Origin of the sequence: Citrobacter sp. Ca225 (assembly GCF_030337175.1) — a bacterium.
Lineage (GTDB): Bacteria > Pseudomonadota > Gammaproteobacteria > Enterobacterales > Enterobacteriaceae > Citrobacter_A > Citrobacter_A amalonaticus.
The window spans coordinates 128,040-152,442 of the sequence record NZ_JAOWCD010000063.1 but is presented as its reverse complement, the minus strand read 5'-3'; the positions used below and the strand labels follow the sequence as shown (position 1 = coordinate 152,442).

Sequence of the window (24,403 nt, the reverse complement as noted above, 5' to 3'; positions counted from 1 at the left end):
TACCCCTTACTGCGCCTGCACACGCAGCTCTGCTGCGCTACGACTACGGTGACCCAACAGTGCTTTCACATCACTGGACTTCGGTTTAACCAGCGCGAATTTGTTAGCGAAGGCTGACCAGTTAGCCAGAATCTCTTCCCCGCGCTGAGAACCGGTATGCTGCACGTGTTCGGTGATCAGGCCACGCAGATGCTCTTCGTGGATAGCCAGTTCGTCAACGCCCAGCACTTCGACCAGTTCCGGGTTTACACGTTTACGGAACTCACCATCTTCATCCAGCACGTAGGCAAACCCGCCCGTCATACCCGCGCCGAAGTTCACTCCGGTTTTGCCGAGGATACAGACGATTCCGCCGGTCATGTATTCGCACCCGTTGTCGCCAATCCCTTCCACCACGGTGATCACACCGGAGTTACGCACCCCGAAACGCTCACCCGCACGCCCTGCGGCATACAGACGACCCCCGGTCGCACCATACAGGCAGGTGTTGCCAATGATGCTCGCTTCATGGCTACGGAAAGCGGAACCGACCGGAGGACGCACCGCCAGCAGACCACCCGCCATGCCTTTGCCGACATAGTCGTTAGCATCGCCGGTCAGGTACAGCTCCACGCCGCCCGCGTTCCAGACACCGAAGCTCTGGCCTGCGGTACCGCTGAAGTGCGCTTTAATTGGGTCAGAGGCCAGCCCCTGATCGCCGTGGGTCTGAGCAATATATCCCGAGAGCGACGCGCCAACAGAACGATCGGTGTTACGAATATCGAACCAGAAGGTTTTGCTCTGGCGCTCATCAACATACGGTTTCGCCTGTTGCAGCAACTGTGCGTTCAGTACACCGTTATCAAACGGCGGGTTGTTCTCGGTGCAGTACAACGCTTTGCCGGGATGCGGCTCCGCGGTTTCCAGCAGCCGGGACAGCGCCAGTTTCTGCTGTTTGGCGGTAAACCCGTCCAGTTCTTTCAGCAGGTCGGTACGGCCAATCAGATCCACCAGACGCGTCACGCCAAGCTGCGCCATCAGTTCGCGCGTTTCGCGAGCGATAAACTCAAAGTAGTTGGTTACTTTGAACGGCAGACCGTGATAATGGTTCTTGCGCAGTTTGTCGTCCTGGGTTGCCACACCGGTTGCACAGTTGTTGAGATGGCAAATACGCAGGTATTTACAGCCCAGCGCCACCATCGGGCCGGTACCGAAGCCGAAGCTTTCTGCACCGAGGATCGCCGCTTTGATGATATCCACGCCGGTTTTCAGACCGCCATCGACCTGCAAACGGATCTTATGACGCAGGCCGTTGGCGACCAGCGCCTGCTGGGTTTCCACCAGGCCCAGTTCCCACGGACAGCCTGCGTATTTTACTGAAGAGAGCGGGCTCGCGCCGGTGCCGCCGTCATAACCGGCGATGGTGATCAGGTCAGCGTAGGCTTTCGCCACGCCGGTCGCGATGGTACCGACGCCCGGTTCGGACACCAGCTTCACGGAGATCATCGCCTTCGGGTTCACCTGCTTCAGATCGAAAATCAGCTGCGCTAAATCCTCGATAGAGTAGATATCGTGGTGCGGCGGCGGGGAGATCAGCGTCACGCCCGGTACCGAGTAGCGCAGTTTGGCGATGTACGGGGTCACTTTATCACCCGGTAGCTGACCACCTTCTCCCGGTTTCGCACCCTGGGCGACTTTAATCTGAATCACGTCGGCGTTAACCAGGTACGCCGGGGTGACACCGAAGCGACCAGAGGCCACCTGCTTAATGCGTGACACTTTATTGGTGCCGTAGCGCGCCGGGTCTTCGCCGCCTTCGCCGGAGTTGGAATTACCGCCGATGCTGTTCATCGCTTCGGCCAGTGCTTCATGTGCCTCCGGGCTTAGCGCGCCGATCGACATTGCCGCGGTATCAAAACGTTTGAACAGTTCGCTCGCCGGTTCGACTTCCTCGATGCTGACCGCGTTGTCGCCAGGATTAATTGCCAGCAGATCGCGCAGTGTCGTCGCGGGACGCTCGTTGACCAGTTTTGCGTATTCCTGATAGTCGCTGTATTCCCCGCTCTGGACCGCCTGTTGCAGGGTTCGTACCACGTCCGGGTTGTAGGCGTGGTATTCGCCGCCATGCACATACTTCAGCAGGCCGCCCTGTGAAATAGGTTTACGTGCCAGCCAGGCGCGTTTGGACAGGTTCAGCAGATCCTGCTGGAAGTCTGCAAAGCCCGCGCCGCCGATGCGACTGACCACGCCCTGGAAGCAGAGATTCACGACATCATCATGCAGGCCCACCGCTTCAAACAGTTTGGAGCAGCGGTAGGAGGCGATGGTCGAGATGCCCATTTTGGACATGATTTTGTACAGCCCTTTATTGATGCCGTTACGGTAGTTCAGCATCACGGTACGGTAGTTTTTGGCGATCGCCTGAGTGTCGATCAGACGGCCCAGCGTCTCATACGCGAGGTACGGGTAAATGGCCGTCGCGCCAAAGCCCAGCAGCACGGCGAAGTGATGCGGATCGCGAGCGCTTGCGGTTTCGACAATGATGTTGGCGTCGCAGCGCAGGTTCTGCTCAACCAGGCGCGTTTGTACTGCGCCGACGGCCATCGGCGCCGGTACCGGCAGGCGATTTTTGCCGATATTACGGTCTGTCAGTACCAACAGAACGGTGCCACTGCGGACCATTTGCTCGGCGGTATCGCACAGCGCTTTGACTGTCTCTTCCAGCGTGGTTTGCGTCGCATCGAAGGTGATATCGAGCCGGTCGGCGCGATAATGTTCTTCTTTCATCGTAGTGAGCTGCTGGAAATCTGAGTACAGCAGAATTGGTGATTTAAAGCTCAGACGGTGCGCCTGGCCTTCCGCTTCGCAGAAGACGTTCATCTCGCGACCGATGCTGGTCGCCAGCGACATGACATGCGCTTCACGCAGCGGATCGATAGGTGGGTTCGTCACCTGGGCAAACTGCTGGCGGAAGTAGTCGTAAATGATGCGCGGCTGGCTGGAAAGCACGGCAAACGGGGTATCGTCACCCATTGAACCGACCGCTTCCTGACCGTTTTCGCCGAGCACGCGGAGAACGGAATCCAGTTCTTCGGCGCTGTAATTAAACTGTTTCTGGTAGCTGGCGAGCGTATCGTCGTCCAGTTCACGCTGGCCCACCTGATCGTCTGCCAGATCTTCAAACGGCACCAGGCGGCGGACGTTTTTCTCCATCCACTCTTTATACGGATGGCGGCTTTTCAGGTCGTCGTCCGTTTCGGCGGAGTGCAGAATGCAACCGCTGCGGGTGTCGATAACCATCAGTTCGCCGGGGCCGACACGGCCCTTTTCGACCACTTCGTCAGGCTGGTAGTCCCAGATCCCGACTTCAGATGCGCAGGTGATCAGCTTGTCTTTGGTGATGACATAGCGCGCCGGACGCAGACCGTTACGGTCGAGGTTACAGGCGGCGAAACGCCCGTCGGACATGACGATACCGGCCGGGCCGTCCCACGGCTCCATATGCATGGAGTTAAAGTCAAAGAAGGCGCGCAGATCCGGATCCATATCCGGGTTGTTCTGCCAGGCTGGCGGCACCAGCAGACGCATGGCGCGGATGATGTCCATCCCGCCCGCCAGCAGCAGTTCCAGCATATTATCCATGGAACTGGAGTCGGAGCCGGTTTCGTTAACGAACGGCGCGGCGTCGTGCAGATCCGGTATCAGCGGGGTCTGGAATTTATAGGTACGGGCGCGAGCCCACTGGCGGTTACCGGTAATGGTGTTGATTTCGCCGTTGTGCGCCAGGTAGCGGAACGGCTGCGCCAGCGGCCAGCGCGGCACGGTGTTGGTGGAAAAACGCTGGTGGAACAGGCAAATGGCCGATTCCAGACGCAAGTCCGCGAGGTCCAGGTAGAAGCGCGGCAGATCCGCCGGCATACACAGACCTTTATAGATGTTGACCAGGTTTGACAGGCTACAGACGTAGAAGTCTTTGTCTTCCTGTAGTCGTTTTTCAATACGGCGACGGGCGATGAACAGACGACGTTCCATATCGCGCGGACGCCATCCCGCAGGGGCATTCACAAAAATTTGTTCAATACGCGGCAGGGAGGAGAGGGCGATTTCACCCAGTACACCTTCGTTGGTCGGTACATCACGCCAGCCAACAATCGACAGAGTTTCCTGCTGAAGCTCTTCTTCGACAATACGGCGAGAGGCGGCGGCCAGTTCAGGGTCTTTGTTCAGGAAGATCATGCCAACCGCGTAGTTTTTGGCTAAACGCCAGCCGTGCTCTTGCGCAACGATGCGGAAAAAGCGGTCAGGTTTTTGCAGCAGCAGACCACAACCATCGCCGGTTTTACCATCAGCGAGGATTGCGCCACGGTGCTGCATTCGGGCCAGTGCGTGTATGGCGGTACGCACTACCTTGTGGCTAGGTTCGCCTTCTATGTGGGCGATCAGGCCGAAACCACAGTTATCCTTCTCAAGGGATTTATCGTACAACATATCAGTGAACCTCCCCAGGCTCTGCGAGACCCCCTTCCGATACCGTTTGCGCACGGGCACACCAAGAGCATGGCGACGGGGTTTGCGTGTCATACGCGTACCTCGCATTCGCCCTCTTTATCCATTTCGCTTAGGTCAAACAAGTTTGAGGACTTGCTGTCAGAGGGAATCTCAATTACTGCATAAATATGATGAGCACACCGCTCATCCAGAAAGCTTCCAGCGGATTTCCACGTTATCGGGAATCCACACACAGGTCAAATGGCAATCTTATTTCTCTAATAATGTGCTATAGAGCATTTATCTTCATGAAAATATTGAAAATAATATCATTTTGACATTGAATTAACGTACTGGAAACGAGGCGAGGAGTGTGATCTGTCTCACTGTCATAACCGCTTGTTAGCTCATGTCTCCGCTTTATTCGTCGTCAGATGTAGTGTTTTGTGCTGGTTTGTTGCGATATGGCATTTCATGATACTGTTTTTGCGCAATCGACGTCAGAAGATAAAAAAAATGACCGGAGATAAGGAAAAGTAATTGGCTGGGTTGTGAATGAAATATCGTTTATTTTGCCTGGATATGCAATTGATAAAAGCCTGCCGGGGCGATTGATCCAGGTCATCGCCGACAAGGGCTAAAAATGGCAGGCTTTGGCCTCTTTTCAAGGCGCGGTCTATCAGATTATGCAGTTACAGAAATTAGTCAATATGTTTGGTGGGGATCTTTCTCGGCGTTATGGGCAAAAGGTTCATAAACTGACGCTCCACGGCGGATTTAGCTGCCCAAATCGCGATGGCACCATCGGACGCGGCGGCTGCACTTTCTGTAATGTTGCCTCTTTTGCGGATGAAGCGCAGCAGCATCATTCGATCGCCGAACAACTCGCGCACCAGGCGCATCTGGTTAATCGTGCGAAACGCTATCTGGCCTATTTCCAGGCCTATACCAGTACCTTTGCTGAAGTGCAGGTGTTGCGCTCGATGTATCAGCAGGCGGTCAGTCAGGCCAGTATTGTCGGGCTGTGCGTGGGAACGCGTCCCGACTGCGTACCGGAGGCGGTTCTCGATCTGCTCTGTGAGTATAAAGACCAGGGCTATGAAGTGTGGCTGGAGCTGGGGCTGCAGACCGCACATGACAAAACGCTGCACCGTATTAATCGTGGTCACGATTTTGCCTGTTATCAGCGCACGACCCGCCTTGCCCGTGAGCGCGGCCTGAAAGTTTGTTCGCACCTTATTGTCGGCCTGCCGGGAGAACGGCAAGCGGAATGTCTGCAAACGCTTGAGCGAGTAGTGGAGACGGGAGTGGATGGCATCAAACTGCATCCGCTGCACATCGTAAAGGGCAGCATTATGGCCAGAGCGTGGGAAGCAGGGCGTCTGAACGGGATTGAACTGGATGACTACACGCGAACCGCAGGCGAGATGATCCGTCATACCCCGCCGGAGGTGATTTATCATCGTATTTCCGCCAGCGCGCGCCGTCCCACGCTGCTGGCACCGTTGTGGTGCGAAAACCGCTGGACCGGGATGGTCGAGCTGGATCGTTATCTGAATACGCATGGCGTGCAGGGTTCAGCGATCGGACGGGCATGGGTTCCGCCTGACGCCTGAACTATGACGGGCATTCGCATTTCTTGCACATTCTTCAACGTCTTGCCCAGAATTGAGTATTATTGTGCCAGGTTGTCGTAAAGGAAATCCCTGATGAAGCAAATTCGTATGCTGGCGCAGTACTATGTGGACCTGATGATGAAATTGGGTCTGGTGCGCTTTTCGCTGTTGTTGGCGTTAGCGCTCGTTGTGCTGGCAATTGTGGTGCAGATGGCGGTCACCATGGTACTACATGGTCGGGTCGAACAGATCGATGTCATCCGCTCCATTTTCTTTGGTTTGTTAATCACCCCCTGGGCGGTCTATTTTTTGTCTGTGGTGGTGGAGCAACTGGAAGAATCCCGTCAGCGGTTATCCCGACTGGTGCAAAAGCTGGAAGAGATGCGTGAGCGCGACCTCAAGCTCAACGTCCAACTGAAAGATAATATTTCGCAGCTGAATCAGGAGATTGCCGACCGCGAAAAGGCAGAGGCGGAACGCCAGTCCACGTTTGAGCAGCTCAAAGTTGAGATCAAAGAGCGCGAAGAGGCGCAGATCCAACTTGAACAGCAATCCTCTTTTTTACGTTCTTTTCTGGATGCCTCGCCGGATTTGGTTTTTTATCGCAACGAAGATAAAGAGTTTTCCGGCTGTAACCGGGCGATGGAGTTGCTCACCGGCAAAAGCGAAAAACAACTGGTTCATTTAAAGCCTGCTGATGTGTACTCGCCGGAAGCCGCCGAAAAAGTCATTGAGACCGACGAAAAAGTTTTCCGCCATAATGTGTCGCTGACCTATGAGCAATGGCTTGATTATCCCGACGGGCGCAAAGCCTGTTTTGAAATCCGCAAAGTGCCTTATTACGATCGCGTTGGTAAACGTCATGGCCTGATGGGTTTTGGTCGCGATATTACCGAGCGCAAGCGCTATCAGGATGCGCTTGAGCGCGCCAGCCGCGATAAAACCACCTTTATTTCCACCATTAGCCACGAGCTGCGCACACCGCTGAACGGAATTGTCGGTCTGAGTCGTATTCTGCTGGACACTGAGCTGACGGCCGAACAGGAAAAATACCTGAAAACGATCCATGTCTCCGCCGTGACGTTGGGGAACATCTTCAACGATATCATTGATATGGATAAGATGGAGCGGCGTAAGGTTCAACTGGATAACCAGCCAGTGGATTTCACCAGCTTCATGGCCGATCTGGAGAACCTCTCCGGCCTGCAGGCGCAGCAGAAAGGGCTGCGTTTTGTGCTCGACCCGACCTTGCCGCTGCCGCATAAAGTGGTGACTGACGGCACGCGTCTGCGGCAGATCCTGTGGAACCTGATCAGCAACGCGGTGAAATTTACCCAGCAGGGCCAGGTGACCGTGCGCGTACGTTACGATGCCGGCAGTACTCTGCACTTTGAAGTGGAAGATTCCGGCATCGGCATTCCGCAGGATGAGCAGGACAAAATCTTCGCCATGTATTATCAGGTGAAAGACAGTCACGGCGGAAAACCAGCGACCGGTACAGGCATCGGTCTGGCGGTCTCGCGTCGTCTGGCGAAAAACATGGGTGGAGATATCACCGTGGCAAGTCAGCCAGGTAAAGGCTCAATCTTTACTCTGACCGTCCATGCGCCAGCGGTGGCTGAAGAAGTTGAAGATGCGTTTGAGGATGACGATTTGCCGCTACCGGCGTTAAATGTCCTGCTGGTGGAAGATATCGAACTGAACGTCATTGTGGCGCGCTCGGTGCTGGAAAAACTCGGTAATAGCGTGGATGTCGCGATGACCGGGAAAGCGGCGCTGGAGATGTTCACGCCGGGCGAATACGACCTGGTGTTGCTGGATATTCAGTTGCCGGATATGACGGGCCTCGATATTTCACGCGAACTGACCCAGCGTTATGCGCGTGAAGATCTGCCGCCGCTGGTGGCGCTGACGGCAAACGTCCTGAAAGATAAAAAAGAGTATCTGGATGCCGGTATGGATGACGTGCTGAGCAAGCCGCTGTCGGTACCGGCGTTAACCGCCATGATTAAGAAGTACTGGGATACCCAAGATGAGGAGGAGTGCACGGTGAAATCTGAAGAGAGCAGTAAATCGCAAGCGCTATTAGATATTCCGATGCTGGAACAGTACATAGAGCTGGTGGGGCCGAAACTAATTACCGATGGCCTGGCGGTGTTCGAGAAGATGATGCCAGGTTATTTAAGCGTTCTGGAATCCAATCTGACCGCGCGTGACAAAAAAGGCGTGGTTGAAGAAGGGCATAAAATTAAAGGGGCGGCGGGTTCTGTTGGCCTTCGTCATCTGCAACAGCTGGGGCAGCAGATCCAGTCACCCGATCTTCCAGCATGGGAAGATAACGTGGGGGAATGGATTGAAGAGATGAAACAGGAGTGGCAACACGACGTTGCGGTATTAAAGGCCTGGGTGGCGAACGCTGGAAAAAAATGACCCCGGCTTGACCGGGGTGCGCGAATACTGCGCCAACACCAGGGAAATCATGGCTGCGCCGTAAGTTATAATTGTGATTTAAAAGGCGCAGCGCGTAAATTCGGGCCGCACGCAGTTAAGATAGCAAATCTTAAATGCTTTGTTACATGAATCAGTTAAATGTGTGAAGCGTAGCATTTTAATCACAATTATTAATGTGCTGCAGATAGTGGTGAAAAGGACATTTGAATGAAAAAAATTGGCGTAGTTCTCAGTGGATGCGGTGTGTATGACGGTGCTGAAATTCATGAAACCGTACTGACGTTGCTGTCCATTGCCCGCAGCGGCGCGCAGGCCGTCTGCTTTGCGCCCGACAAAGCGCAGGCCGATGTGATTAATCATCTGACGGGCGAACCGATGGCGGAAACCCGTAATGTACTGATTGAAGCGGCCCGTATTACACGCGGCAACATTCGTCCGCTTTCTCAGGCAGTCTCAGCCGATCTGGATGCGCTGATTGTTCCCGGTGGTTTTGGCGCGGCCAAAAATTTGAGCAACTTTGCCAGTCAGGGCAGTGAATGCCGGGTTGATCCGGATTTAGCCGGGCTCGCTCTGGCGATGCATCAGTCGGGCAAGCCGCTGGGTTTTATGTGCATCGCCCCGGCGATGCTGCCGAAAATCTTCGACTTTCCGCTACGTCTGACAATCGGGACCGATATTGATACAGCGGAAGTGCTGGAAGAGATGGGGGCGGAGCATGTGCCGTGCCCGGTCGATGATATCGTCGTTGATGAAGATAATAAAATCGTCACCACACCGGCCTACATGTTGGCGCAGGACATCGCTCAGGCGGCAATGGGGATCGAAAAACTGGTATCACGCGTGCTGGTCCTGGCGGAATGAAAAAAGGAGTTTTCGCCTTTCTGAGGCGAGTGATATTGCGCGTCGTGATTATCCTCGCCGTTTTCTGGGGCGGTGGCATTGCGCTGTTTAGCGTGGTGCCTGTGCCTTTTTCAGCGGTAATGGTTGAGCGGCAGATCGGTGCCTGGCTACAGGGTGACTTTGGCTATATTGCTCATTCCGACTGGGTGAGCATGGATGAAATCTCTCCGTGGATGGGACTCGCGGTGATTGCCGCAGAAGACCAGACCTTCCCGGACCACTGGGGTTTTGACGTTGCTGCCATCGAAAAAGCGCTGTCACATAACGAACGTAATGAAAACCGCATTCGCGGCGCGTCAACATTGTCACAGCAAACGGTTAAAAATCTCTTTCTCTGGGATGGGCGTAGCTGGTTGCGGAAAGGGCTGGAAGCCGGACTTACCGTCGGTGTAGAGACGGTCTGGAGCAAGAAGCGGATCCTGACGGTTTACCTGAATATCGCGGAATTTGGTGATGGCGTATTTGGCGTCGAAGCCGCCGCACAGCGCTATTTTGGCAAACCGGCCAGCCGATTGACTCAGTCAGAAGCGGCGCTGCTTGCCGCTGTATTACCCAATCCTCTGCGCTTTAAGGTCGCAGTACCTTCAGGCTATGTGCGTAGCCGTCAGGCGTGGATACTGCGTCAAATGCGACAGTTGGGTGGGGAGTCGTTTATGACCCGCCACCACCTGCATTAAATCTGCATTACGCCTCGCGCGAAGAGAGTGACAATCCGCTGCGTTCTTTCGGGTGGACGTCTTTTCCCAGCGCGACGGCCAGTACCGGTTGGGCGATAAAACGCTGCCACAGTCTTTCCTGCTTACGATGGCAGAACCATTTTGACCAGGTCGCCAGCGGGATCAACGTCCCTTCGCCAATATTATCGCAAACCACCGGCACCACTTCCGATTCGCTGATACGGTGACAAAGAATGTTCTGTGGTTTCAGCGTCATGGTGACGATATGGTTGTCACGCAGGTAGCGTTTTAGCGTCTTCAGCAGCTGACGCAGCACGGCAAAGTCGTCTTCGTAACGACATTGTTTGGCAAATTCGGTGAGAGTGATGGACGGCTTGCCGTCGTAATCGGCAATCACATCGTAAACGTAACCCGTTCCGCAGTCGGTCTCGACCGTGCCGTAATAGCGAGGGATACCGCTCCAGTCTTTCAGGTAGCGAGAGAGGTGAGCATAGTACTTCAGTTCACGCTGTGTCTCTTTGTCGCCGCCGTGTCCACTGTTGTAAACGATCTTAATACAACGTTGGGCATCATCCGGATGCGCATAACACTTACGATGTCGTCCGGTGCCCAGGGGAGTCTCTGCTGATAAACGAATCATGAGTGATATCCTGGAAATATTTACTGACAATAATCCAGTATGAACACTCAGGTTAAATGAAACCTAAACGACTTGTCTTAAGGTTTTCTTAAGGTAATTCTTAAGTTAAAAAGCGCACGAATTGTACAGTTTAGGGGGGCAAAAATGAAAAAAACGCCTGGTGGCGTTTTCTGTGAAGGTATCCGCGGAACGAGAAAACTCAGTCTTCGTCGAATCCCGAATTGAAAAGAGCGATGACGGCCGCCAGCGCTTCAACCTCTTGCGGACCGGAGGCTTCAACTTCAATCTGTCGGCCTTTGGCGGAGTCCAGCATCAGTAATGCGATGACGCTGTTGGCTTCCGCTTCGGTGCCTTCATCATTTCGTAGCAGGACTTCCGCGTCAAATCCCTGCATTAATTCAAAGAGCTTCATTGCTGGCCGGGCATGCATGCCCAGCTTGTTCGTGATTTCAACAGTTTGCTTCACGGTCATGTTTTGCGTTTTTCCAGCGTACGATGGCGTGACTGTACGTTTTTACCGCGTGAGCGGAAGTAGTCTGCCAGCTGTTCTGCAATATACACCGAACGGTGTTTCCCGCCGGTACAACCGATAGCCACGGTCAGATAGCTACGGTTGTTGGTCTCCAGCATGGGTAACCATAGCTCAAGATAGCTGCGAGTCTGGTAGATAAAATTGTGTACTTCTGTGTGTCTGTCGAGGAAGGCGGCGACGGGCTTGTCGAGACCGGTCATTGGACGCAGTTTCGGATCCCAGTGCGGGTTTGGCAGAAAGCGGACGTCGAAAACGTAATCGGCATCGATGGGGATACCGTGCTTAAAGCCGAAGGACTCAAACACCATCGTCAGTTCACGCTCACGTTTACCCAACAGGCGGGTCCGCAGCATTTCAGCCAGTTCATGCACCGACATTTCTGAGGTGTCGACGATCAGGTCGGCGCGAGAACGCAGCGGTTCCAGCAGGTCACTTTCCTGATCAATGGCGCTTTCCAGCGACAGGTTCTTGCTGGAGAGAGGGTGCAGACGACGCGTATCGCTGTAGCGACGAATCAACGTGTTGCGATCGGCATCGAGGAACAGCAACTGCGGCGAGAACGCCTCGGGCAGGTTGTTCATCGCCTGCTCAAAAATTTCCGGCGACTCTGGCATATTGCGTACGTCAATGCTGACGGCAGCCGAAATCTGGCGTTCGGCAAGCGTGCGAGCCAGATCGGGTAACAATACGACGGGAAGGTTATCCACGCAGTAAAAGCCCATATCTTCCAGCGCGCGCAGGGCGACAGATTTACCTGACCCTGAACGACCGCTGACGATCATCAGTACCATGTACTGTTTCTCCTCACCACGGAAAAAGGGGAGTTACGCTTCATCCTGACCGCCTTCGGTGTCAGTGATGATTTGATACAACTCTTCATCGCTCTGTGCGGCGCGCAGTCGACGGCAGATGGTTTTATCCGCCAGACGCTTAGCCACCAGCGATAGTGTATGCAGGTGCGTTTTGGTTTGATCCGCAGGCACCAGCAGGGCAAAAAGCAGATCAACAGGTTGATTATCAATCGCATCGAAGGCGATGGGCGTTTCCAGTTGCACAAACACGCCGACGGCGCGCAGGGTATCTTCTTCCAGCTTACCGTGCGGGATGGCGATCCCATTGCCGATGCCGGTACTGCCCATTTTTTCGCGCGTCAGGATCGCTTCAAAAACGACCTGCGGCGGTAGACTGAGCTGTTTTGCAGCCAGTTCACTGATGATTTCCAGCGCGCGTTTTTTGCTCTGGCAGTGAACGGCACTGCGCGTACATTCCTGGTTAAGTACACTACTCAGTTGTAGAGTCGTATCGTTATTTATCATAATTTCACCTAAGAATCCGTCCCACAACAGCGGAACGGATTCGGAGCGCTAACTGTACAAATGGCCTGTTGTTCTGCACAACAGGCCGTCCTGCACCCGCTAACTGCCCGGACAATTAGTGTTGTTTCAATTTATCTTTGTGTTTGGTGAGCTGTCTTGCCAGCTTGTCAATCAGGCCATCAATGGCCGCATACATATCCTGACCTTCCGCGCTGGCGTGAATTTCGCCACCGTTTACATGCAGTGTTGCATCCGAGATGTGGGTAACCTTTTCCACTTTCAACACAATATAGACCTGATTGATCCTGTCAAAATACTGTTCGAGTTTGGCGAACTTGGTATTCACAAAGTCTCGCAGGGCTTCTGTGATCTCGACGTTGTTTCCAGTGATGTTGAGCTGCATAGTGTCTTCCTTATCGGTTGGGTCAAACCAGTTGTTTGCGCTGGTTTGACGGCGGAATGGATAAAGACTCTCGGTACTTCGCAACGGTGCGGCGCGCCACCATGATGCCTTGTTCCGACAGCATCGATGTTAGCTTGCTGTCGCTCAAAGGCTTCGCGGGGTTTTCCGCCGCAATCAACTTCTTCACCAGTGCGCGGATCGCCGTGGAGGACGCTTCGCCACCCCCCTCGGTATTCACATGGCTGGAGAAAAAATACTTCAGTTCAAAAATGCCGCGTGGACTGTGCAGATACTTCTGCGTCGTCACACGAGAAATGGTCGATTCGTGCATCTCGACGGCCTGGGCGATGTCAGCCAGCACCATCGGTTTCATAAATTCTTCGCCTTGCTCAAAGAAGGCTTGCTGCTGCTCAACGATGCAACGGCTGACGCGCAGCAGGGTATCATTGCGGCTTTCTAGACTCTTAATCAACCACTTCGCATCCTGCAAATTACTGCGGATGTACTGGCTGTCGGCGTCATTACGCCCACCGTTGCACATGGCGGCGTAGTGCTGATTGATCTGCAAGCGGGGAATGCTGTCACCGTTGAGCTCAACCGTCCAGTGACCGTTATGCTTGCGTACCAGCACATCCGGGATCACGTATTCCGGTTCGCCGGTCTGGATCGACTGCCCGGGTCGGGGATCGAGTGACTGAATCAGATTGACCGCCTCTTTGAGCACCTCTTCTTTGAGACGAGTGACGCGCATCAGAGTGCGGAAGTCGTGGTTCGCCAGCAGATCGAGATGATCGCTGATGATCAACAGGGCTTCTTCAAGGAAGGGGGTCGCTTTGTCGAATTGCGAGAGCTGGATCAGTAAGCAATCGCGCAGATCTTTTGCCGCCACGCCTACGGGATCAAACCGCTGAATACGTTTGAGTACGGCTTCGACTTCATCAAGGCCGACCTCATCATTGCCCATGCTGTCGAGGATGTCGTCCAGCGAAACGGTGAGATAACCGGTATCGTCAACGGCATCTACAATCGACGTGGCGATTGCGCGGTCGGTATCGGAGAACGGGGTGAGTTCCACCTGCCACATCAGGTAATCCTGTAGGGTCTGCGTGGTTTCACCCTGGTAAACGGGGAGCTCATCGTCAATGTAGTCGCCGCTGGTGCCCGACGGCGTACCGGCGGTGTAGATTTCATCCCAGCTGGCGTCAAGCGGCAACTCTTCCGGCATCTCTTTTTGTTCGAGCGCGTCGGCGGTATCCAGCGTTTCGCTGTCCTGAGTTTCGCGGGTATCAACTTCGTCGTGAAGATCGGTTTGTTCCAGCAACGGATTGCTTTCCAGCGCTTGCTGGAGTTCCTGCTGCAGTTCCAGCGTGGACAACTGCAACAGACGAATCGCCTGTTGTAGCTGCGGCGTCATCGCCAGTTGTTGGCTCAGCCTGAGTTGCAAACCTTGCTTCATGTTCAGAGTCGTTTTCTCCCGCTATGACGTCGCAAACTTCTACCCTATCAGAGTCTGAAGTCTTCCCCAAGGTATACGCGCTTCACGTGTTCGTCCTGCAGGATTTCTGTCGGCGTGCCGTGCGCGATCAGGTGTCCCTGGCTCACGATATAGGCGCGTTCACACACGGCCAGCGTTTCGCGGACGTTATGGTCGGTAATCAACACGCCGAGACCGCTGTCACGCAGATGCTCAATAATGCGTTTGATATCGATAACGGAGATGGGGTCAACACCGGCAAAGGGTTCATCCAGCAGGATAAATTTCGGGTTGGCGGCGAGGGCACGGGCGATTTCCACACGGCGACGTTCCCCGCCGGAGAGTGACTGACCCATGTTGTCGCGCAGATGCTCAATGTGGAACTCTTCCATCAGCTCATTAGCGCGGTCTTCACGCTGTTCGCTGGAGAGATCGTCACGAATTTGTAGTACGGCCATCAGGTTATCGTACACGCTCAGGCGGCGAAAAATCGACGCTTCCTGCGGCAGATAGCCAATTCCGCGGCGCGCGCGGGCGTGCAACGGCAGCAGGCTGATGTCTTCATCATCAATAATGATGTTACCGGCATCACGCGGCACAATACCGACGACCATGTAGAAGGTGGTGGTTTTACCCGCACCGTTCGGCCCAAGCAGACCGACAATCTCGCCCGAGTTGACGGTCAGGCTGACATCTTCCACGACGCGGCGGCCCTTGTAGGCCTTCGCCAGATTCTTTGCAGTTAATGTTGCCATAACGAATTAGTTACTCTTTTTCTGAGCCGGAGCCTGGTTTTTGTTTTTGTCCTGCAACTGCGACGGAACCAGAACGGTGGTCACACGCTTGCCTTTCTCACTGAAGGCCTGCATTTTCTGCTCTTTCACCAGATAGGTAATTTTGTCCCCGGTGATGTTGCTGTCGAGCTGTTCCAGATACGCATTGCCGGTGAGCACGACAAAGTCTTTTGCCAGTTCATAATGCATTTTCGACGCATGGCCTTTTACCGGCTTACCGTTGTCCTGCATTTGATAGAACGTGGCCGGGTTGCCGAAGCCATCAATGACCTCTTTACCCTCTTCACCGCCAGGGCGGGTAACGACCACTTTATCGGCGTTAATTTTGATAGTGCCCTGGGTCACAATGACATTACCGGTGAAGGTCACGACGTTGCCCTGCATATCCAGAGACTGCTGGTCCGATTCGATGTGGATCGGCTGTTCGGTATCGCCCGTGACGGCGAACGCCGGAATGCTGGCGGCCAGAAGTGAGCTGGCAAGCACAAGATTAAGGCTGAGTTTGTTTGTTTTGAATTTCATAGGAGGTTCTAACCTTTTCAATCAGCTCGGCGTTCTTGTTGCGTAAGTTGCCGCGCATTTTCAGTCCGCTGGAGTTAAATGTTGTTCCGTATAACGTGACGAGGTCTTCAGAGGTAACATCCTGCGTCACCAGATTGATCTGCGCGTTATCGGTGGTAATTCTGCGAAGTTGAGCGTCAGGCACCAGCGCGTTGACTTCAACGTGACCATAAAGATACAGCATTCGATCCTCGGTTAGCTTGGCTTTATCAGCCTTGATTGACCACGTCGGGATCTTGTCCTTATCAAACGTCGTTAATACGGGTTGTGTGAACCACGAAACGGCCTGATCGGAATAATACTCAACATGTTGGGCGATCAAACGATAGCTCAGCGCACCTTCCGGACTGTAGACAACGGTATCCGTATGCTCGCTCTTATAGGTCGGATCGCTCGTATTCACCACCACCTGCGCCGTGTCGTCTTTATCGGCCAGGTTAATCCCAATCAGCACCAGCACGGCCAATGACAGTAGAATGATAACCCAACGTCTGGCTTTACTCATATCGATTGCCCTTTGGCCTCATCAAGCTTACCCTGCGCCAGTAATAATAAATCACAGACTTCTCGTACCGCGCCGCGTCCGCCCGCGATTTTCGTGACATAATCCGCGCGCGGAAGCAGTAAGGGATGCGCATCCGCAACGGCAATGCTCAGGCCAATTTTTTCCATCACCGGCCAGTCAATCAGATCGTCACCGACGTAGGCCACATTTTCCGGCGCAATCGCCAGTTTTGCCAACAGATCGTGAAAGGCGACCAGCTTGTCCGACTGCCCCTGATACAGGTGCGTGATCCCCAGTGTGGCACACCGATCTTCTACTAGTTTAGCCTTTCGTCCGGTAATGATGGCGACGTCGATATCAGACGTCAGCGCACAACGGATCCCGTAACCGTCACGGACGTTGAAAGCCTTCAGCTCTTCACCGTTGTTGCCCATATAAATCAGGCCATCCGACAGCACGCCATCGACATCAAGAATCAGCAGACGGATATTCTCTGCTTTGGCGATGACGTCTGCGCTGACGGGTCCATAACAGGTCGCAAGCGACGCACCTGCTTTGCTCATTTCATTTTATCCTTGAATTTCTACACAACGCCTGCACGCAGGAGATCATGCATATGTAACACACCGAGTAACTGGTCGCCATCGGCAACCATTACGGAGGTGATATGACGAGACTGCATTAAGTTCAGGGCATCGACCGCCAGTATTCCTGGACGCACGCGAATGCCCCCTGGCGTCATCACGTCGGCGATACCGAGCTGGCGCACATCAACGCCCATATCAAAGACGCGACGTAAATCACCGTCGGTGAAGATACCGTCGATCTTCATCGCATCATCGCAAATCACGGTCATCCCGAGGTTCTTGCGGGTTATCTCCAGCAGCGCATCGCGCAGGCTGGCTTCTTTGGTGACATGCGGGATTTCATCACCCGTATGCATAATATCGTTCACGCGCAACAGCAGTTTACGCCCTAGCGCACCGCCCGGATGCGACAGAGCAAAATCCTCAGCGGTAAAGCCGCGCGCCTTTAATAACGCCACCGCCAGCGCATCGCCCATCACTAATGTAGCGGTGGTGCTGCTTGTCGGGGCCAGTCCAAGCGGACAGGCTTCTTGCGGTACTTTAACACACAGATGGACATCCGCAGCACGCGCCATGCTGCTTTCTGGTCGCCCGGTGATGCAGATAAGCTGAACCTGCAGTCGCTTAAGAACTGGAATCAGGGCCGCGATCTCGCTGGATTCCCCGGAGTTGGAGATGGCAATCACTACATCCTGCGAGGTCACCATTCCCAGATCGCCGTGGGCGGCTTCGCCCGGATGAACGAAGAAGGAAGAGGTGCCGGTGCTGGCAAAGGTCGCGGCCATTTTGCGGCCAATATGCCCCGATTTCCCCATGCCCATCACCACCACTTTGCCGGTGCAGTTGAACATTTTCTCACAGGCGAGAGTGAAATCCTGGTTGATGTACTGATCGAGCTCCGCCAGGCCTTCACGTTCAATCGCCAGAACTTCTTTGCCGGCTTGCTGAAAGTCAAAACCCGGTTGTAACGCTAAGTGCGACATATGTCTGTTTCCAGTTATCCAACGAGAAGTGGCGATAGCCAATACAGCATCGCCAGCCATACGATAAAACCGCCGGTCAGCAGCACGCCCGCGCCGCGACCGGACTGGCGGGGACGCCGCCAGCAAAGTAATGCAAAGATGATGCTCACCAGCAGCATCACGCTGTAGTCACGGCTGAACGCCAGCGGATTGACGTCACCCGGCGTAATCAGAGCGGGAAGGCCGAGAACAATGGTGAGGTTAAAAATGTTCGCGCCGATGATATTGCCCACCGCGATATCGTTCTCACCTTTGCGCACGCCAGCGATAGCGGTTGCCAGTTCAGGCAGGCTGGTGCCAATTGCGATCACCGTCAGGCCAATCGTCAGTTCGCTCATCGCGAAGAAATTGGCAATCACAGTGGCGTTATCCACCACCATTCGGGTCGCCATCGGCATGATAATCAGCGCAATGCCCAGCCATAAAAACGCCACCGGTAATCCGCCTTCACGCGGCAACTCGGCAACCTGTTCGCGGGTGAGGCTGTCATTGCCCTGACGCTCAGCGAGACGGGCGATTTTAACAATGAACAGCAGCCATAACACGGCTAACAGTAAAAGAAAGATACCATCGCTGCGGCTGAGTTGTCCGTCATACAGTACGGATCCGGCCACTACGCTAACCAGCAACATTAGCGGTAATTCGCGACGCAGAACATCGGAATGCACGGTAAAAGGGTGGATCAGCGCGGCAAGCCCGAGGATCAACAAAATGTTAGTAATGTTAGAGCCTAGCGCGGTGCCGACGGCTAAATCTAACTGCCCGTGCAGAGAGGCGGCGACAGAAACAATAATTTCAGGCAGAGATGTGCCTATACTGACTACCGTCATACCGATAATCAGCGGCGGAATCCCAAAGGTTCGACATAAGATTGACGCGGCAAAAACCAGGCGGTCGGCGCCGTAGACGACCAATAATAAACCAATAATTAACAGCGCCGTTGCTAAAAGCATCTAAAGTCCTTTCTTCAGGTATACTCGCCGGTCCACCGGGATCGTCTGGAAACCGTAACGAAGTCTTAATTTTGACTTTATGCAGCTAAAAAGTAAAACAAATGCCAGCTTTAGCTAACCAGCACGGGTAATATTCTGTAAATATGTTGGGTTCATGGCTGAATTCCACGCCATGCTGAGATCAACAAGCAACACGAAGGATGAATCAATGGGGCAGTCTGTGGCGAATTTAGTCGATATGCGCGATGTCAGCTTTACGCGCGGCGACCGCTGCATTTTCGATAACATCTCTCTGACCGTACCGCGTGGCAAGGTAACCGCGATCATGGGGCCATCGGGCATCGGTAAAACGACGCTCTTGCGTCTGATCGGCGGACAAATTGTGCCAGACAAGGGGGAGATCTTGTTTGATGGCGAGAACATTCCTGAGATGTCTCGCTCGCGCCTCTACACGGTACGCAAACGGATGAGTATGCTGTTTCAGTCCGGGGCGCTGTTCACCGACATGAACGTGTTTGATAACGTGGCCTATCCGCTACGCGAACATACCACGCTTCCCCCGCCGTTACTGAAGAGCACGGTGATGATGAAACTGGAAGCTGTCGGTCTGCGCGGCGCGGCAAAACTGATGCCCTCTGAACTGTCCGGTGGGATGGCGCGCCGGGCGGCGTTAGCACGCGCCATTGCGCTGGAGCCGGATCTCATCATGTTTGATGAACCGTTTGTCGGACAGGATCCGATCACCATGGGCGTGCTGGTCAAACTGATTTCTGAATTAAACAATGCGCTGGGCGTGACCTGCGTCGTGGTCTCTCACGATGTGCCGGAAGTCCTGAGCATTGCCGATCACGCCTATATTATGGCGGACAAAAAGATTGTGGCCCACGGCAGCGCGCAGGCGTTGCAAGAGAATGACGACCCGCGTGTGCGTCAGTTCCTGGATGGCATTGCAGACGGGCCGGTCCCGTTCCGCTATCCTGCGGGCGATTATCACTCTGATTTACTCGGAACAGGGAGTTAAGCCACTCATGCTGTTAAATGCACTGGCGACGCTGGGACACAAGGGGATTAAAACTCTCAGAACGTTCGGGCGCGCCGGGTTAATGTTGTTCAATGCGCTGGTCGGCAAACCGGAATTTCGTAAGCACGCGCCGTTGCTGGTGCGCCAGCTTTATAATGTGGGCGTCCTGTCGATGCTGATCATTATTGTTTCTGGCGTGTTTATCGGCATGGTGCTGGGGCTGCAGGGCTATCTGGTACTTACCACCTATAGCGCGGAAACCAGTCTGGGGATGTTAGTGGCACTGTCGCTGCTGCGTGAACTCGGTCCGGTTGTCGCCGCGTTGTTATTTGCGGGGCGTGCGGGCTCTGCACTCACCGCTGAAATTGGCCTGATGCGCGCGACCGAGCAGCTTTCCAGTATGGAAATGATGGCTGTCGATCCCCTGCGCCGGGTGATCTCTCCGCGATTCTGGGCGGGCGTGATTTCGCTGCCGATGTTGACGATTTTGTTTGTGGCCGTCGGGATCTGGGGCGGTTCTCTGGTCGGCGTAAGCTGGAAGGGGATTGATGCTGGCTTCTTCTGGTCTGCGATGCAGAGTGCCGTCGACTGGCGTCTGGATCTGGTCAACTGTTTGATTAAAAGCGTGGTGTTCGCCATTACGGTAACCTGGATTGCATTATTCAATGGGTATGATGCGATTCCGACCTCGGCGGGAATCAGCCGGGCAACCACACGCACCGTTGTGCACTCGTCGCTGGCCGTTCTGGGTCTGGACTTTGTACTGACCGCATTGATGTTTGGGAATTGAGTTCATGCAAACGAAAAAAAATGAAATTTGGGTGGGGATCTTCTTATTAGCCGCATTGCTTGCCGCGCTGTTTATCTGCCTGAAGGCGGCCAATGTGACCTCTATGCGCACAGAACCGACCTACACGATTTACGCGACATTCGATAATATCGGCGGCCTGAAAGTGCGCTCGCCGGTGCGTATCGGTGGTGTGGTGGTGGGGCGCGTGGCGGATATCTCTCTGGATCCGAAGACCTATTTACCGCGCGTGACGCTGGACATCGAAGAGCGCTATAACCACATCCCTGATACCAGTTCGCTGAGCATCCGGACGTCCGGTCTGCTGGGGGAACAGTATCTGGCGCTGAACGTCGGTTTTGAAGATCCTGAGCTGGGAACGTCTATCCTCAAAGATGGCGGCACAATCCAGGACACCAAATCCGCGATGGTGCTGGAAGATATGATTGGTCAGTTCCTTTACAACAGCAACAGTAAAGGCGATGACAATAAGAATTCTGGCGATGCGTCGGCGCCGACCGAAGGCCATAATGAAGCCACTGGGCCTGCGGGCACAACGAATTAATCTCAGGAGAATCGAATTATGCTTAAGCGTTTAATGATGGTGGCTCTGCTGGTGATTGCACCGCTGAGCACCGCCATTGCAGCCGATCAGACCAACCCTTACAAGTTGATGAATGAAGCGGCGCAGAAAACCTTCGACCGCCTGAAAAACGAACAGCCGAAAATCCGTTCTAATCCGGACTATCTGCGTGACGTGGTTGACCAGGAACTGCTGCCGTATGTGCAGGTGAAATATGCTGGCGCGCTGGTGTTGGGGCGTTACTACAAAGAAGCCACTCCGGCTCAGCGTGAAGCCTACTTCGCCGCGTTTCGTGAATACCTGAAACAGGCCTACGGCCAGGCGCTGGCGATGTATCACGGTCAGACGTATCAGATTGCTCCGGAACAACCGTTGGGTGATGCGAGCATCGTTCCGATCCGTGTAACCATCCTCGATCCCAACGGCCGTCCTCCGGTGCGTCTGGACTTCCAGTGGCGTAAAAACACTCAGACGGGTCACTGGCAGGCCTATGACATGATCGCCGAAGGCGTCAGCATGATCACTACCAAACAGAACGAGTGGAGCGATCTGCTGCGTACTAAAGGGATCGATGGACTGACGGCGCAACTGAAATCTATCGCGCAGCAAAAAATCACGCTGGAAGAGAAGAAGTAATGACTCAGTCACTCAACTGGACGCGTGACGGTGACAAGCTGGCGCTGGTGGGAGAACTGGACCAGGATGTGCTTAATCCTTTGTGGGATGCGCGCATTGAAGCAATGACCGGTGTCACCTGCATCGACCTCAGTCAGGTTTCCCGAGTGGATACGGGGGGACTGGCGCTGCTGGTCCATCTCATCAGTCTGGCGAAACAGCAGGGCAACAACGTGTCGTTGTCGGGGGTGAATGACAAAGTCTTTACCCTGGCGGAACTCTATAATCTGCCTGCTGACGTGCTTCCGCGTCAGTAATATCAGTACGTTATTATCTACAGCCTCGCTGGATTGACCCGCGAGGCTTTTTGCTTATTTATGACAGCGCAACTTTGCTCTAAGATGTTGGGCTGTATTCACAATCTGACGAATGAAGAGCCCATGGAAAATAATGAAATTCAGAGCGTGCTGATGAACGCACTCTCCCTCCAGGAAGTCCACGTCTCTGGCGATGGCAGTCACTTTCAGGTTATTGCCGTGGGTGAGATGTTTGACGGCATGAGCCGGGTGAAGAAGCAGCAGTCGGTCTATGCGCCGCTGATGGAGTACATTGCGGACAATCGCATTCATGCCCTGTCGATCAAAGCGTATACCCCCGCAGAATGGGCGCGCGATCGCAAACTAAACGGTTTTTGAGTTACGGGTGTCACACCGGTAACGACGATGAATTTTAACTGAGAACAACATCATGGATAAATTTCGTGTACAAGGGCCAACCCGGCTCGAGGGCGAAGTCACAATTTCTGGCGCGAAAAACGCCGCTCTGCCGATCCTTTTCGCGGCGTTGCTGGCGGAAGAGCCGGTAGAGATCCAGAACGTCCCGAAACTGAAGGACGTTGATACCTCGATGAAACTGCTGAGTCAGCTTGGCGCCAAAGTGGAACGCAATGGCTCCGTGCACATCGATGCCCGCGACGTTAATGTTTTCTGCGCACCGTATGACCTGGTAAAAACCATGCGCGCATCAATTTGGGCGCTGGGACCGTTGGTGGCCCGTTTTGGTCAGGGCCAGGTTTCTCTGCCTGGCGGTTGCACGATCGGCGCACGTCCGGTTGACCTGCATATCACCGGTCTGGAGCAACTGGGCGCCACGATCACGCTGGAAGAAGGCTATGTGAAAGCCTCCGTGGATGGCCGTCTAAAAGGCGCGCATATCGTCATGGATAAAGTCAGCGTTGGCGCAACGGTCACCATCATGTGTGCCGCCACGTTGGCGGAAGGCACCACCATCATTGAAAACGCCGCACGTGAACCAGAAATTGTCGACACGGCCAACTTCCTGATTGCGCTGGGAGCGAAAATTTCCGGCCAGGGTACCGATCGTATCACCATCGAAGGCGTAGAACGTCTGGGCGGTGGTGTCTATCGCGTATTGCCGGACCGTATCGAAACCGGGACTTTCCTGGTCGCAGCGGCAATTTCTCGCGGCAAAATCCTCTGTCGTAACGCGCAGCCGGATACGCTGGACGCGGTACTGGCGAAACTGCGCGATGCCGGCGCGGATATCGACGTGGGTGAAGACTGGATTAGCCTCGACATGCACGGTAAACGTCCGAAAGCTGTCAACGTGCGCACTGCACCGCACCCGGCATTCCCGACGGACATGCAGGCCCAGTTCACGCTGCTGAACCTGGTAGCGGAAGGGACCGGATTCATCACGGAAACCGTGTTTGAAAACCGCTTTATGCACGTGCCTGAGCTGAGCCGTATGGGCGCTCATGCAGAAATCGAAAGCAATACCGTGATTTGTCACGGTGTGGATAAGCTCTCCGGTGCGCAGGTGATGGCAACGGATCTGCGTGCGTCGGCTAGTCTGGTGCTGGCGGGATGTATTGCAGAAGGGACGACGGTCGTGGATCGTATTTATCATATCGATCGCGGATACGAGCGTATCGAAGATAAACTGCGCGCCCTGGGTGCCAATATCGAGCGCGTGAAAGCCGAATAAGCGTCAATGAAATCAGTAGCCCCGTTGCCAATGGCTGGGGCTACTGCTTTGTGCCTTACTCTACATCCTGCTTGTCACGACGTGTCGCCCGCATCATGCGCGTTCTGTCGATAAACGCATGAGTTTTTGCGTCATGGTATCGTGAAGGCCAGATCACCCAGGGATCCGTTCCGAGCGCTTTCGCAATGATCAGCTCGCCTTTCGGCCATGGTCGGGTTAAGGCGTTTGCCAGCGTGGAGGAACTTAATCCGTTTCTGCGTGACTCGGCAGCCATTGATGTCCCTCTTTTACGTAATCCAGCAATGATATCTGCCGGATGCCAGTCAATGAGTTTGCTCTCCATTTATCCCCTCGTTTATGGTCATTCATCGTTGATTTGCACCATCAATTTGCAGAAGACACTATACTCCCAGAGAATTGTTGTTCTAATATGTTCAAGTAAAGAGTTTGAATATTCAGAATTTATTAAGAGTTATTGCTTTGCTTGCAGCA

25 protein-coding genes are annotated in these 24,403 nt (G+C 54.2%); 11 read left to right on the top strand and 14 right to left on the bottom strand.

Annotation, left to right across the window (positions count from 1 at the left end):
• Positions 1–6: 6 nt before the first annotated feature.
• Positions 7–4,467 (bottom strand): glutamate synthase large subunit, encoded by a 4,461-nt coding sequence (gltB, locus tag OGW13_RS08880; RefSeq protein WP_287115976.1) that lies wholly within the window; start codon positions 4,465–4,467, stop codon positions 7–9.
• Positions 4,468–5,153: 686 nt separating this feature from the next.
• Here gltB and mnmL point away from each other — a divergent pair.
• The 4 genes from mnmL to mtgA all read left to right on the top strand — a co-directional run bounded on the left by mnmL (position 5,154) and on the right by mtgA (position 10,111).
• Positions 5,154–6,083, top strand: a complete 930-nt coding sequence (mnmL, locus tag OGW13_RS08875) for a tRNA modification radical SAM protein MnmL/YtqA (protein ID WP_081048487.1) — start codon at positions 5,154–5,156, stop codon at positions 6,081–6,083.
• A 93-nt stretch (positions 6,084–6,176) separates the two neighbouring features.
• Positions 6,177–8,513 (top strand): aerobic respiration two-component sensor histidine kinase ArcB, encoded by a 2,337-nt coding sequence (gene arcB, locus OGW13_RS08870; protein WP_042998311.1) that lies wholly within the window; start codon positions 6,177–6,179, stop codon positions 8,511–8,513.
• A gap of 228 nt (positions 8,514–8,741) precedes the next feature.
• Positions 8,742–9,395, top strand: coding sequence for an isoprenoid biosynthesis glyoxalase ElbB (gene elbB, locus OGW13_RS08865; RefSeq protein WP_042998310.1), 654 nt, complete (start codon positions 8,742–8,744; stop codon positions 9,393–9,395).
• Positions 9,392–10,111, top strand: a complete 720-nt coding sequence (gene mtgA / locus OGW13_RS08860; protein ID WP_287115922.1) for a monofunctional biosynthetic peptidoglycan transglycosylase — start codon at positions 9,392–9,394, stop codon at positions 10,109–10,111. Before elbB ends, mtgA begins: the two co-directional genes overlap by 4 nt.
• 7 nt (positions 10,112–10,118) lie before the next feature.
• Here mtgA and yrbL read toward each other — a convergent pair whose 3' ends face one another.
• The 12 genes from yrbL to OGW13_RS08800 all read right to left on the bottom strand — a co-directional run bounded on the left by yrbL (position 10,119) and on the right by OGW13_RS08800 (position 18,898).
• Entirely contained in the window at positions 10,119–10,751 is a 633-nt protein-coding gene (gene yrbL / locus OGW13_RS08855) for a PhoP regulatory network protein YrbL (RefSeq protein WP_287115921.1), read from the bottom strand.
• Positions 10,752–10,950: 199 nt separating this feature from the next.
• Positions 10,951–11,223, bottom strand: a complete 273-nt coding sequence (npr, locus tag OGW13_RS08850) for a PTS phosphocarrier protein NPr (protein WP_042998307.1) — start codon at positions 11,221–11,223, stop codon at positions 10,951–10,953.
• Entirely contained in the window at positions 11,220–12,074 is an 855-nt protein-coding gene (gene rapZ, locus OGW13_RS08845) for an RNase adapter RapZ (RefSeq protein ID WP_012908509.1), read from the bottom strand. Before rapZ ends, npr begins: the two co-directional genes overlap by 4 nt.
• 33 nt (positions 12,075–12,107) lie before the next feature.
• On the bottom strand, positions 12,108–12,599 hold the full coding sequence (gene ptsN, locus OGW13_RS08840; protein WP_042325036.1) for a PTS IIA-like nitrogen regulatory protein PtsN: 492 nt from the start codon (positions 12,597–12,599) through the stop codon (positions 12,108–12,110).
• A 115-nt stretch (positions 12,600–12,714) separates the two neighbouring features.
• Positions 12,715–13,002, bottom strand: a complete 288-nt coding sequence (gene hpf / locus OGW13_RS08835) for a ribosome hibernation promoting factor (RefSeq protein WP_003025078.1) — start codon at positions 13,000–13,002, stop codon at positions 12,715–12,717.
• Positions 13,003–13,024: 22 nt separating this feature from the next.
• A complete protein-coding gene (gene rpoN, locus OGW13_RS08830; protein WP_287115919.1) occupies positions 13,025–14,458 on the bottom strand; it encodes an RNA polymerase factor sigma-54 in 1,434 nt (477 codons plus the stop codon).
• 47 nt (positions 14,459–14,505) lie between these two features.
• Positions 14,506–15,231 carry an LPS export ABC transporter ATP-binding protein gene (gene lptB, locus OGW13_RS08825; protein ID WP_042998305.1) on the bottom strand — a complete coding sequence of 242 codons (726 nt, stop codon included), beginning with the start codon at positions 15,229–15,231 and terminating at the stop codon, positions 14,506–14,508.
• Positions 15,232–15,237: 6 nt separating this feature from the next.
• Positions 15,238–15,792, bottom strand: a complete 555-nt coding sequence (gene lptA, locus OGW13_RS08820; RefSeq protein ID WP_042325045.1) for a lipopolysaccharide ABC transporter substrate-binding protein LptA — start codon at positions 15,790–15,792, stop codon at positions 15,238–15,240.
• The gene (lptC, locus tag OGW13_RS08815) at positions 15,761–16,336 is read right to left on the bottom strand and encodes an LPS export ABC transporter periplasmic protein LptC (protein ID WP_044255950.1); all 576 of its coding nucleotides are present in this window, start codon (positions 16,334–16,336) and stop codon (positions 15,761–15,763) included. Before lptC ends, lptA begins: the two co-directional genes overlap by 32 nt.
• Positions 16,333–16,899 carry a 3-deoxy-manno-octulosonate-8-phosphatase KdsC gene (gene kdsC / locus OGW13_RS08810; RefSeq protein ID WP_042998303.1) on the bottom strand — a complete coding sequence of 189 codons (567 nt, stop codon included), beginning with the start codon at positions 16,897–16,899 and terminating at the stop codon, positions 16,333–16,335. Before kdsC ends, lptC begins: the two co-directional genes overlap by 4 nt.
• Before the next feature lie 20 nt (positions 16,900–16,919).
• Positions 16,920–17,906: an arabinose-5-phosphate isomerase KdsD gene (gene kdsD, locus OGW13_RS08805; protein ID WP_042998302.1), complete on the bottom strand. Its 987-nt coding sequence runs from the start codon at positions 17,904–17,906 to the stop codon at positions 16,920–16,922.
• A gap of 14 nt (positions 17,907–17,920) precedes the next feature.
• Positions 17,921–18,898: a calcium/sodium antiporter gene (locus OGW13_RS08800; RefSeq protein WP_042998301.1), complete on the bottom strand. Its 978-nt coding sequence runs from the start codon at positions 18,896–18,898 to the stop codon at positions 17,921–17,923.
• A 208-nt stretch (positions 18,899–19,106) separates the two neighbouring features.
• Here OGW13_RS08800 and mlaF point away from each other — a divergent pair, with 208 nt between their 5' ends.
• The 7 genes from mlaF to murA all read left to right on the top strand — a co-directional run bounded on the left by mlaF (position 19,107) and on the right by murA (position 23,911).
• Positions 19,107–19,919: a phospholipid ABC transporter ATP-binding protein MlaF gene (gene mlaF, locus OGW13_RS08795; protein ID WP_042998300.1), complete on the top strand. Its 813-nt coding sequence runs from the start codon at positions 19,107–19,109 to the stop codon at positions 19,917–19,919.
• A 7-nt stretch (positions 19,920–19,926) separates the two neighbouring features.
• Positions 19,927–20,709 carry a lipid asymmetry maintenance ABC transporter permease subunit MlaE gene (gene mlaE, locus OGW13_RS08790; protein WP_042998299.1) on the top strand — a complete coding sequence of 261 codons (783 nt, stop codon included), beginning with the start codon at positions 19,927–19,929 and terminating at the stop codon, positions 20,707–20,709.
• A gap of 4 nt (positions 20,710–20,713) precedes the next feature.
• Positions 20,714–21,271 (top strand): outer membrane lipid asymmetry maintenance protein MlaD, encoded by a 558-nt coding sequence (gene mlaD / locus OGW13_RS08785; protein ID WP_043001758.1) that lies wholly within the window; start codon positions 20,714–20,716, stop codon positions 21,269–21,271.
• Positions 21,272–21,289: 18 nt separating this feature from the next.
• Positions 21,290–21,925: a phospholipid-binding protein MlaC gene (gene mlaC / locus OGW13_RS08780; protein ID WP_042998298.1), complete on the top strand. Its 636-nt coding sequence runs from the start codon at positions 21,290–21,292 to the stop codon at positions 21,923–21,925.
• Positions 21,925–22,221 carry a lipid asymmetry maintenance protein MlaB gene (mlaB, locus tag OGW13_RS08775; RefSeq protein WP_042998297.1) on the top strand — a complete coding sequence of 99 codons (297 nt, stop codon included), beginning with the start codon at positions 21,925–21,927 and terminating at the stop codon, positions 22,219–22,221. Before mlaC ends, mlaB begins: the two co-directional genes overlap by 1 nt.
• Before the next feature lie 123 nt (positions 22,222–22,344).
• On the top strand, positions 22,345–22,599 hold the full coding sequence (gene ibaG / locus OGW13_RS08770; RefSeq protein ID WP_042325065.1) for a BolA family iron metabolism protein IbaG: 255 nt from the start codon (positions 22,345–22,347) through the stop codon (positions 22,597–22,599).
• A gap of 52 nt (positions 22,600–22,651) precedes the next feature.
• Positions 22,652–23,911: a UDP-N-acetylglucosamine 1-carboxyvinyltransferase gene (gene murA, locus OGW13_RS08765; protein ID WP_042998296.1), complete on the top strand. Its 1,260-nt coding sequence runs from the start codon at positions 22,652–22,654 to the stop codon at positions 23,909–23,911.
• Between the two features lie 55 nt (positions 23,912–23,966).
• Here the strand turns inward: murA and sfsB are convergent, their stop codons facing one another.
• Positions 23,967–24,254 carry a DNA-binding transcriptional regulator SfsB gene (gene sfsB, locus OGW13_RS08760; protein ID WP_044263641.1) on the bottom strand — a complete coding sequence of 96 codons (288 nt, stop codon included), beginning with the start codon at positions 24,252–24,254 and terminating at the stop codon, positions 23,967–23,969.
• Between the last annotated feature and the right edge of the window lie 149 nt (positions 24,255–24,403).

Excerpts from the sequence above, each read along its gene's own strand:
- gltB (WP_287115976.1), bottom strand. The coding sequence starts at position 4,467 with ATGTTGTACGATAAATCCCTTGAGAAGGATAACTGTGGTTTCGGCCTG.
- mnmL (WP_081048487.1), top strand. The coding sequence starts at position 5,154 with ATGCAGTTACAGAAATTAGTCAATATGTTTGGTGGGGATCTTTCTCGG.
- arcB (WP_042998311.1), top strand. The coding sequence starts at position 6,177 with ATGAAGCAAATTCGTATGCTGGCGCAGTACTATGTGGACCTGATGATG.
- elbB (WP_042998310.1), top strand. The coding sequence starts at position 8,742 with ATGAAAAAAATTGGCGTAGTTCTCAGTGGATGCGGTGTGTATGACGGT.
- mtgA (WP_287115922.1), top strand. The coding sequence starts at position 9,392 with ATGAAAAAAGGAGTTTTCGCCTTTCTGAGGCGAGTGATATTGCGCGTC.
- yrbL (WP_287115921.1), bottom strand. The coding sequence starts at position 10,751 with ATGATTCGTTTATCAGCAGAGACTCCCCTGGGCACCGGACGACATCGT.
- npr (WP_042998307.1), bottom strand. The coding sequence starts at position 11,223 with ATGACCGTGAAGCAAACTGTTGAAATCACGAACAAGCTGGGCATGCAT.
- rapZ (WP_012908509.1), bottom strand. The coding sequence starts at position 12,074 with ATGGTACTGATGATCGTCAGCGGTCGTTCAGGGTCAGGTAAATCTGTC.
- ptsN (WP_042325036.1), bottom strand. The coding sequence starts at position 12,599 with ATGATAAATAACGATACGACTCTACAACTGAGTAGTGTACTTAACCAG.
- hpf (WP_003025078.1), bottom strand. The coding sequence starts at position 13,002 with ATGCAGCTCAACATCACTGGAAACAACGTCGAGATCACAGAAGCCCTG.
- rpoN (WP_287115919.1), bottom strand. The coding sequence starts at position 14,458 with ATGAAGCAAGGTTTGCAACTCAGGCTGAGCCAACAACTGGCGATGACG.
- lptB (WP_042998305.1), bottom strand. The coding sequence starts at position 15,231 with ATGGCAACATTAACTGCAAAGAATCTGGCGAAGGCCTACAAGGGCCGC.
- lptA (WP_042325045.1), bottom strand. The coding sequence starts at position 15,792 with ATGAAATTCAAAACAAACAAACTCAGCCTTAATCTTGTGCTTGCCAGC.
- lptC (WP_044255950.1), bottom strand. The coding sequence starts at position 16,336 with ATGAGTAAAGCCAGACGTTGGGTTATCATTCTACTGTCATTGGCCGTG.
- kdsC (WP_042998303.1), bottom strand. The coding sequence starts at position 16,899 with ATGAGCAAAGCAGGTGCGTCGCTTGCGACCTGTTATGGACCCGTCAGC.
- kdsD (WP_042998302.1), bottom strand. The coding sequence starts at position 17,906 with ATGTCGCACTTAGCGTTACAACCGGGTTTTGACTTTCAGCAAGCCGGC.
- OGW13_RS08800 (WP_042998301.1), bottom strand. The coding sequence starts at position 18,898 with ATGCTTTTAGCAACGGCGCTGTTAATTATTGGTTTATTATTGGTCGTC.
- mlaF (WP_042998300.1), top strand. The coding sequence starts at position 19,107 with ATGGGGCAGTCTGTGGCGAATTTAGTCGATATGCGCGATGTCAGCTTT.
- mlaE (WP_042998299.1), top strand. The coding sequence starts at position 19,927 with ATGCTGTTAAATGCACTGGCGACGCTGGGACACAAGGGGATTAAAACT.
- mlaD (WP_043001758.1), top strand. The coding sequence starts at position 20,714 with ATGCAAACGAAAAAAAATGAAATTTGGGTGGGGATCTTCTTATTAGCC.
- mlaC (WP_042998298.1), top strand. The coding sequence starts at position 21,290 with ATGCTTAAGCGTTTAATGATGGTGGCTCTGCTGGTGATTGCACCGCTG.
- mlaB (WP_042998297.1), top strand. The coding sequence starts at position 21,925 with ATGACTCAGTCACTCAACTGGACGCGTGACGGTGACAAGCTGGCGCTG.
- ibaG (WP_042325065.1), top strand. The coding sequence starts at position 22,345 with ATGGAAAATAATGAAATTCAGAGCGTGCTGATGAACGCACTCTCCCTC.
- murA (WP_042998296.1), top strand. The coding sequence starts at position 22,652 with ATGGATAAATTTCGTGTACAAGGGCCAACCCGGCTCGAGGGCGAAGTC.
- sfsB (WP_044263641.1), bottom strand. The coding sequence starts at position 24,254 with ATGGAGAGCAAACTCATTGACTGGCATCCGGCAGATATCATTGCTGGA.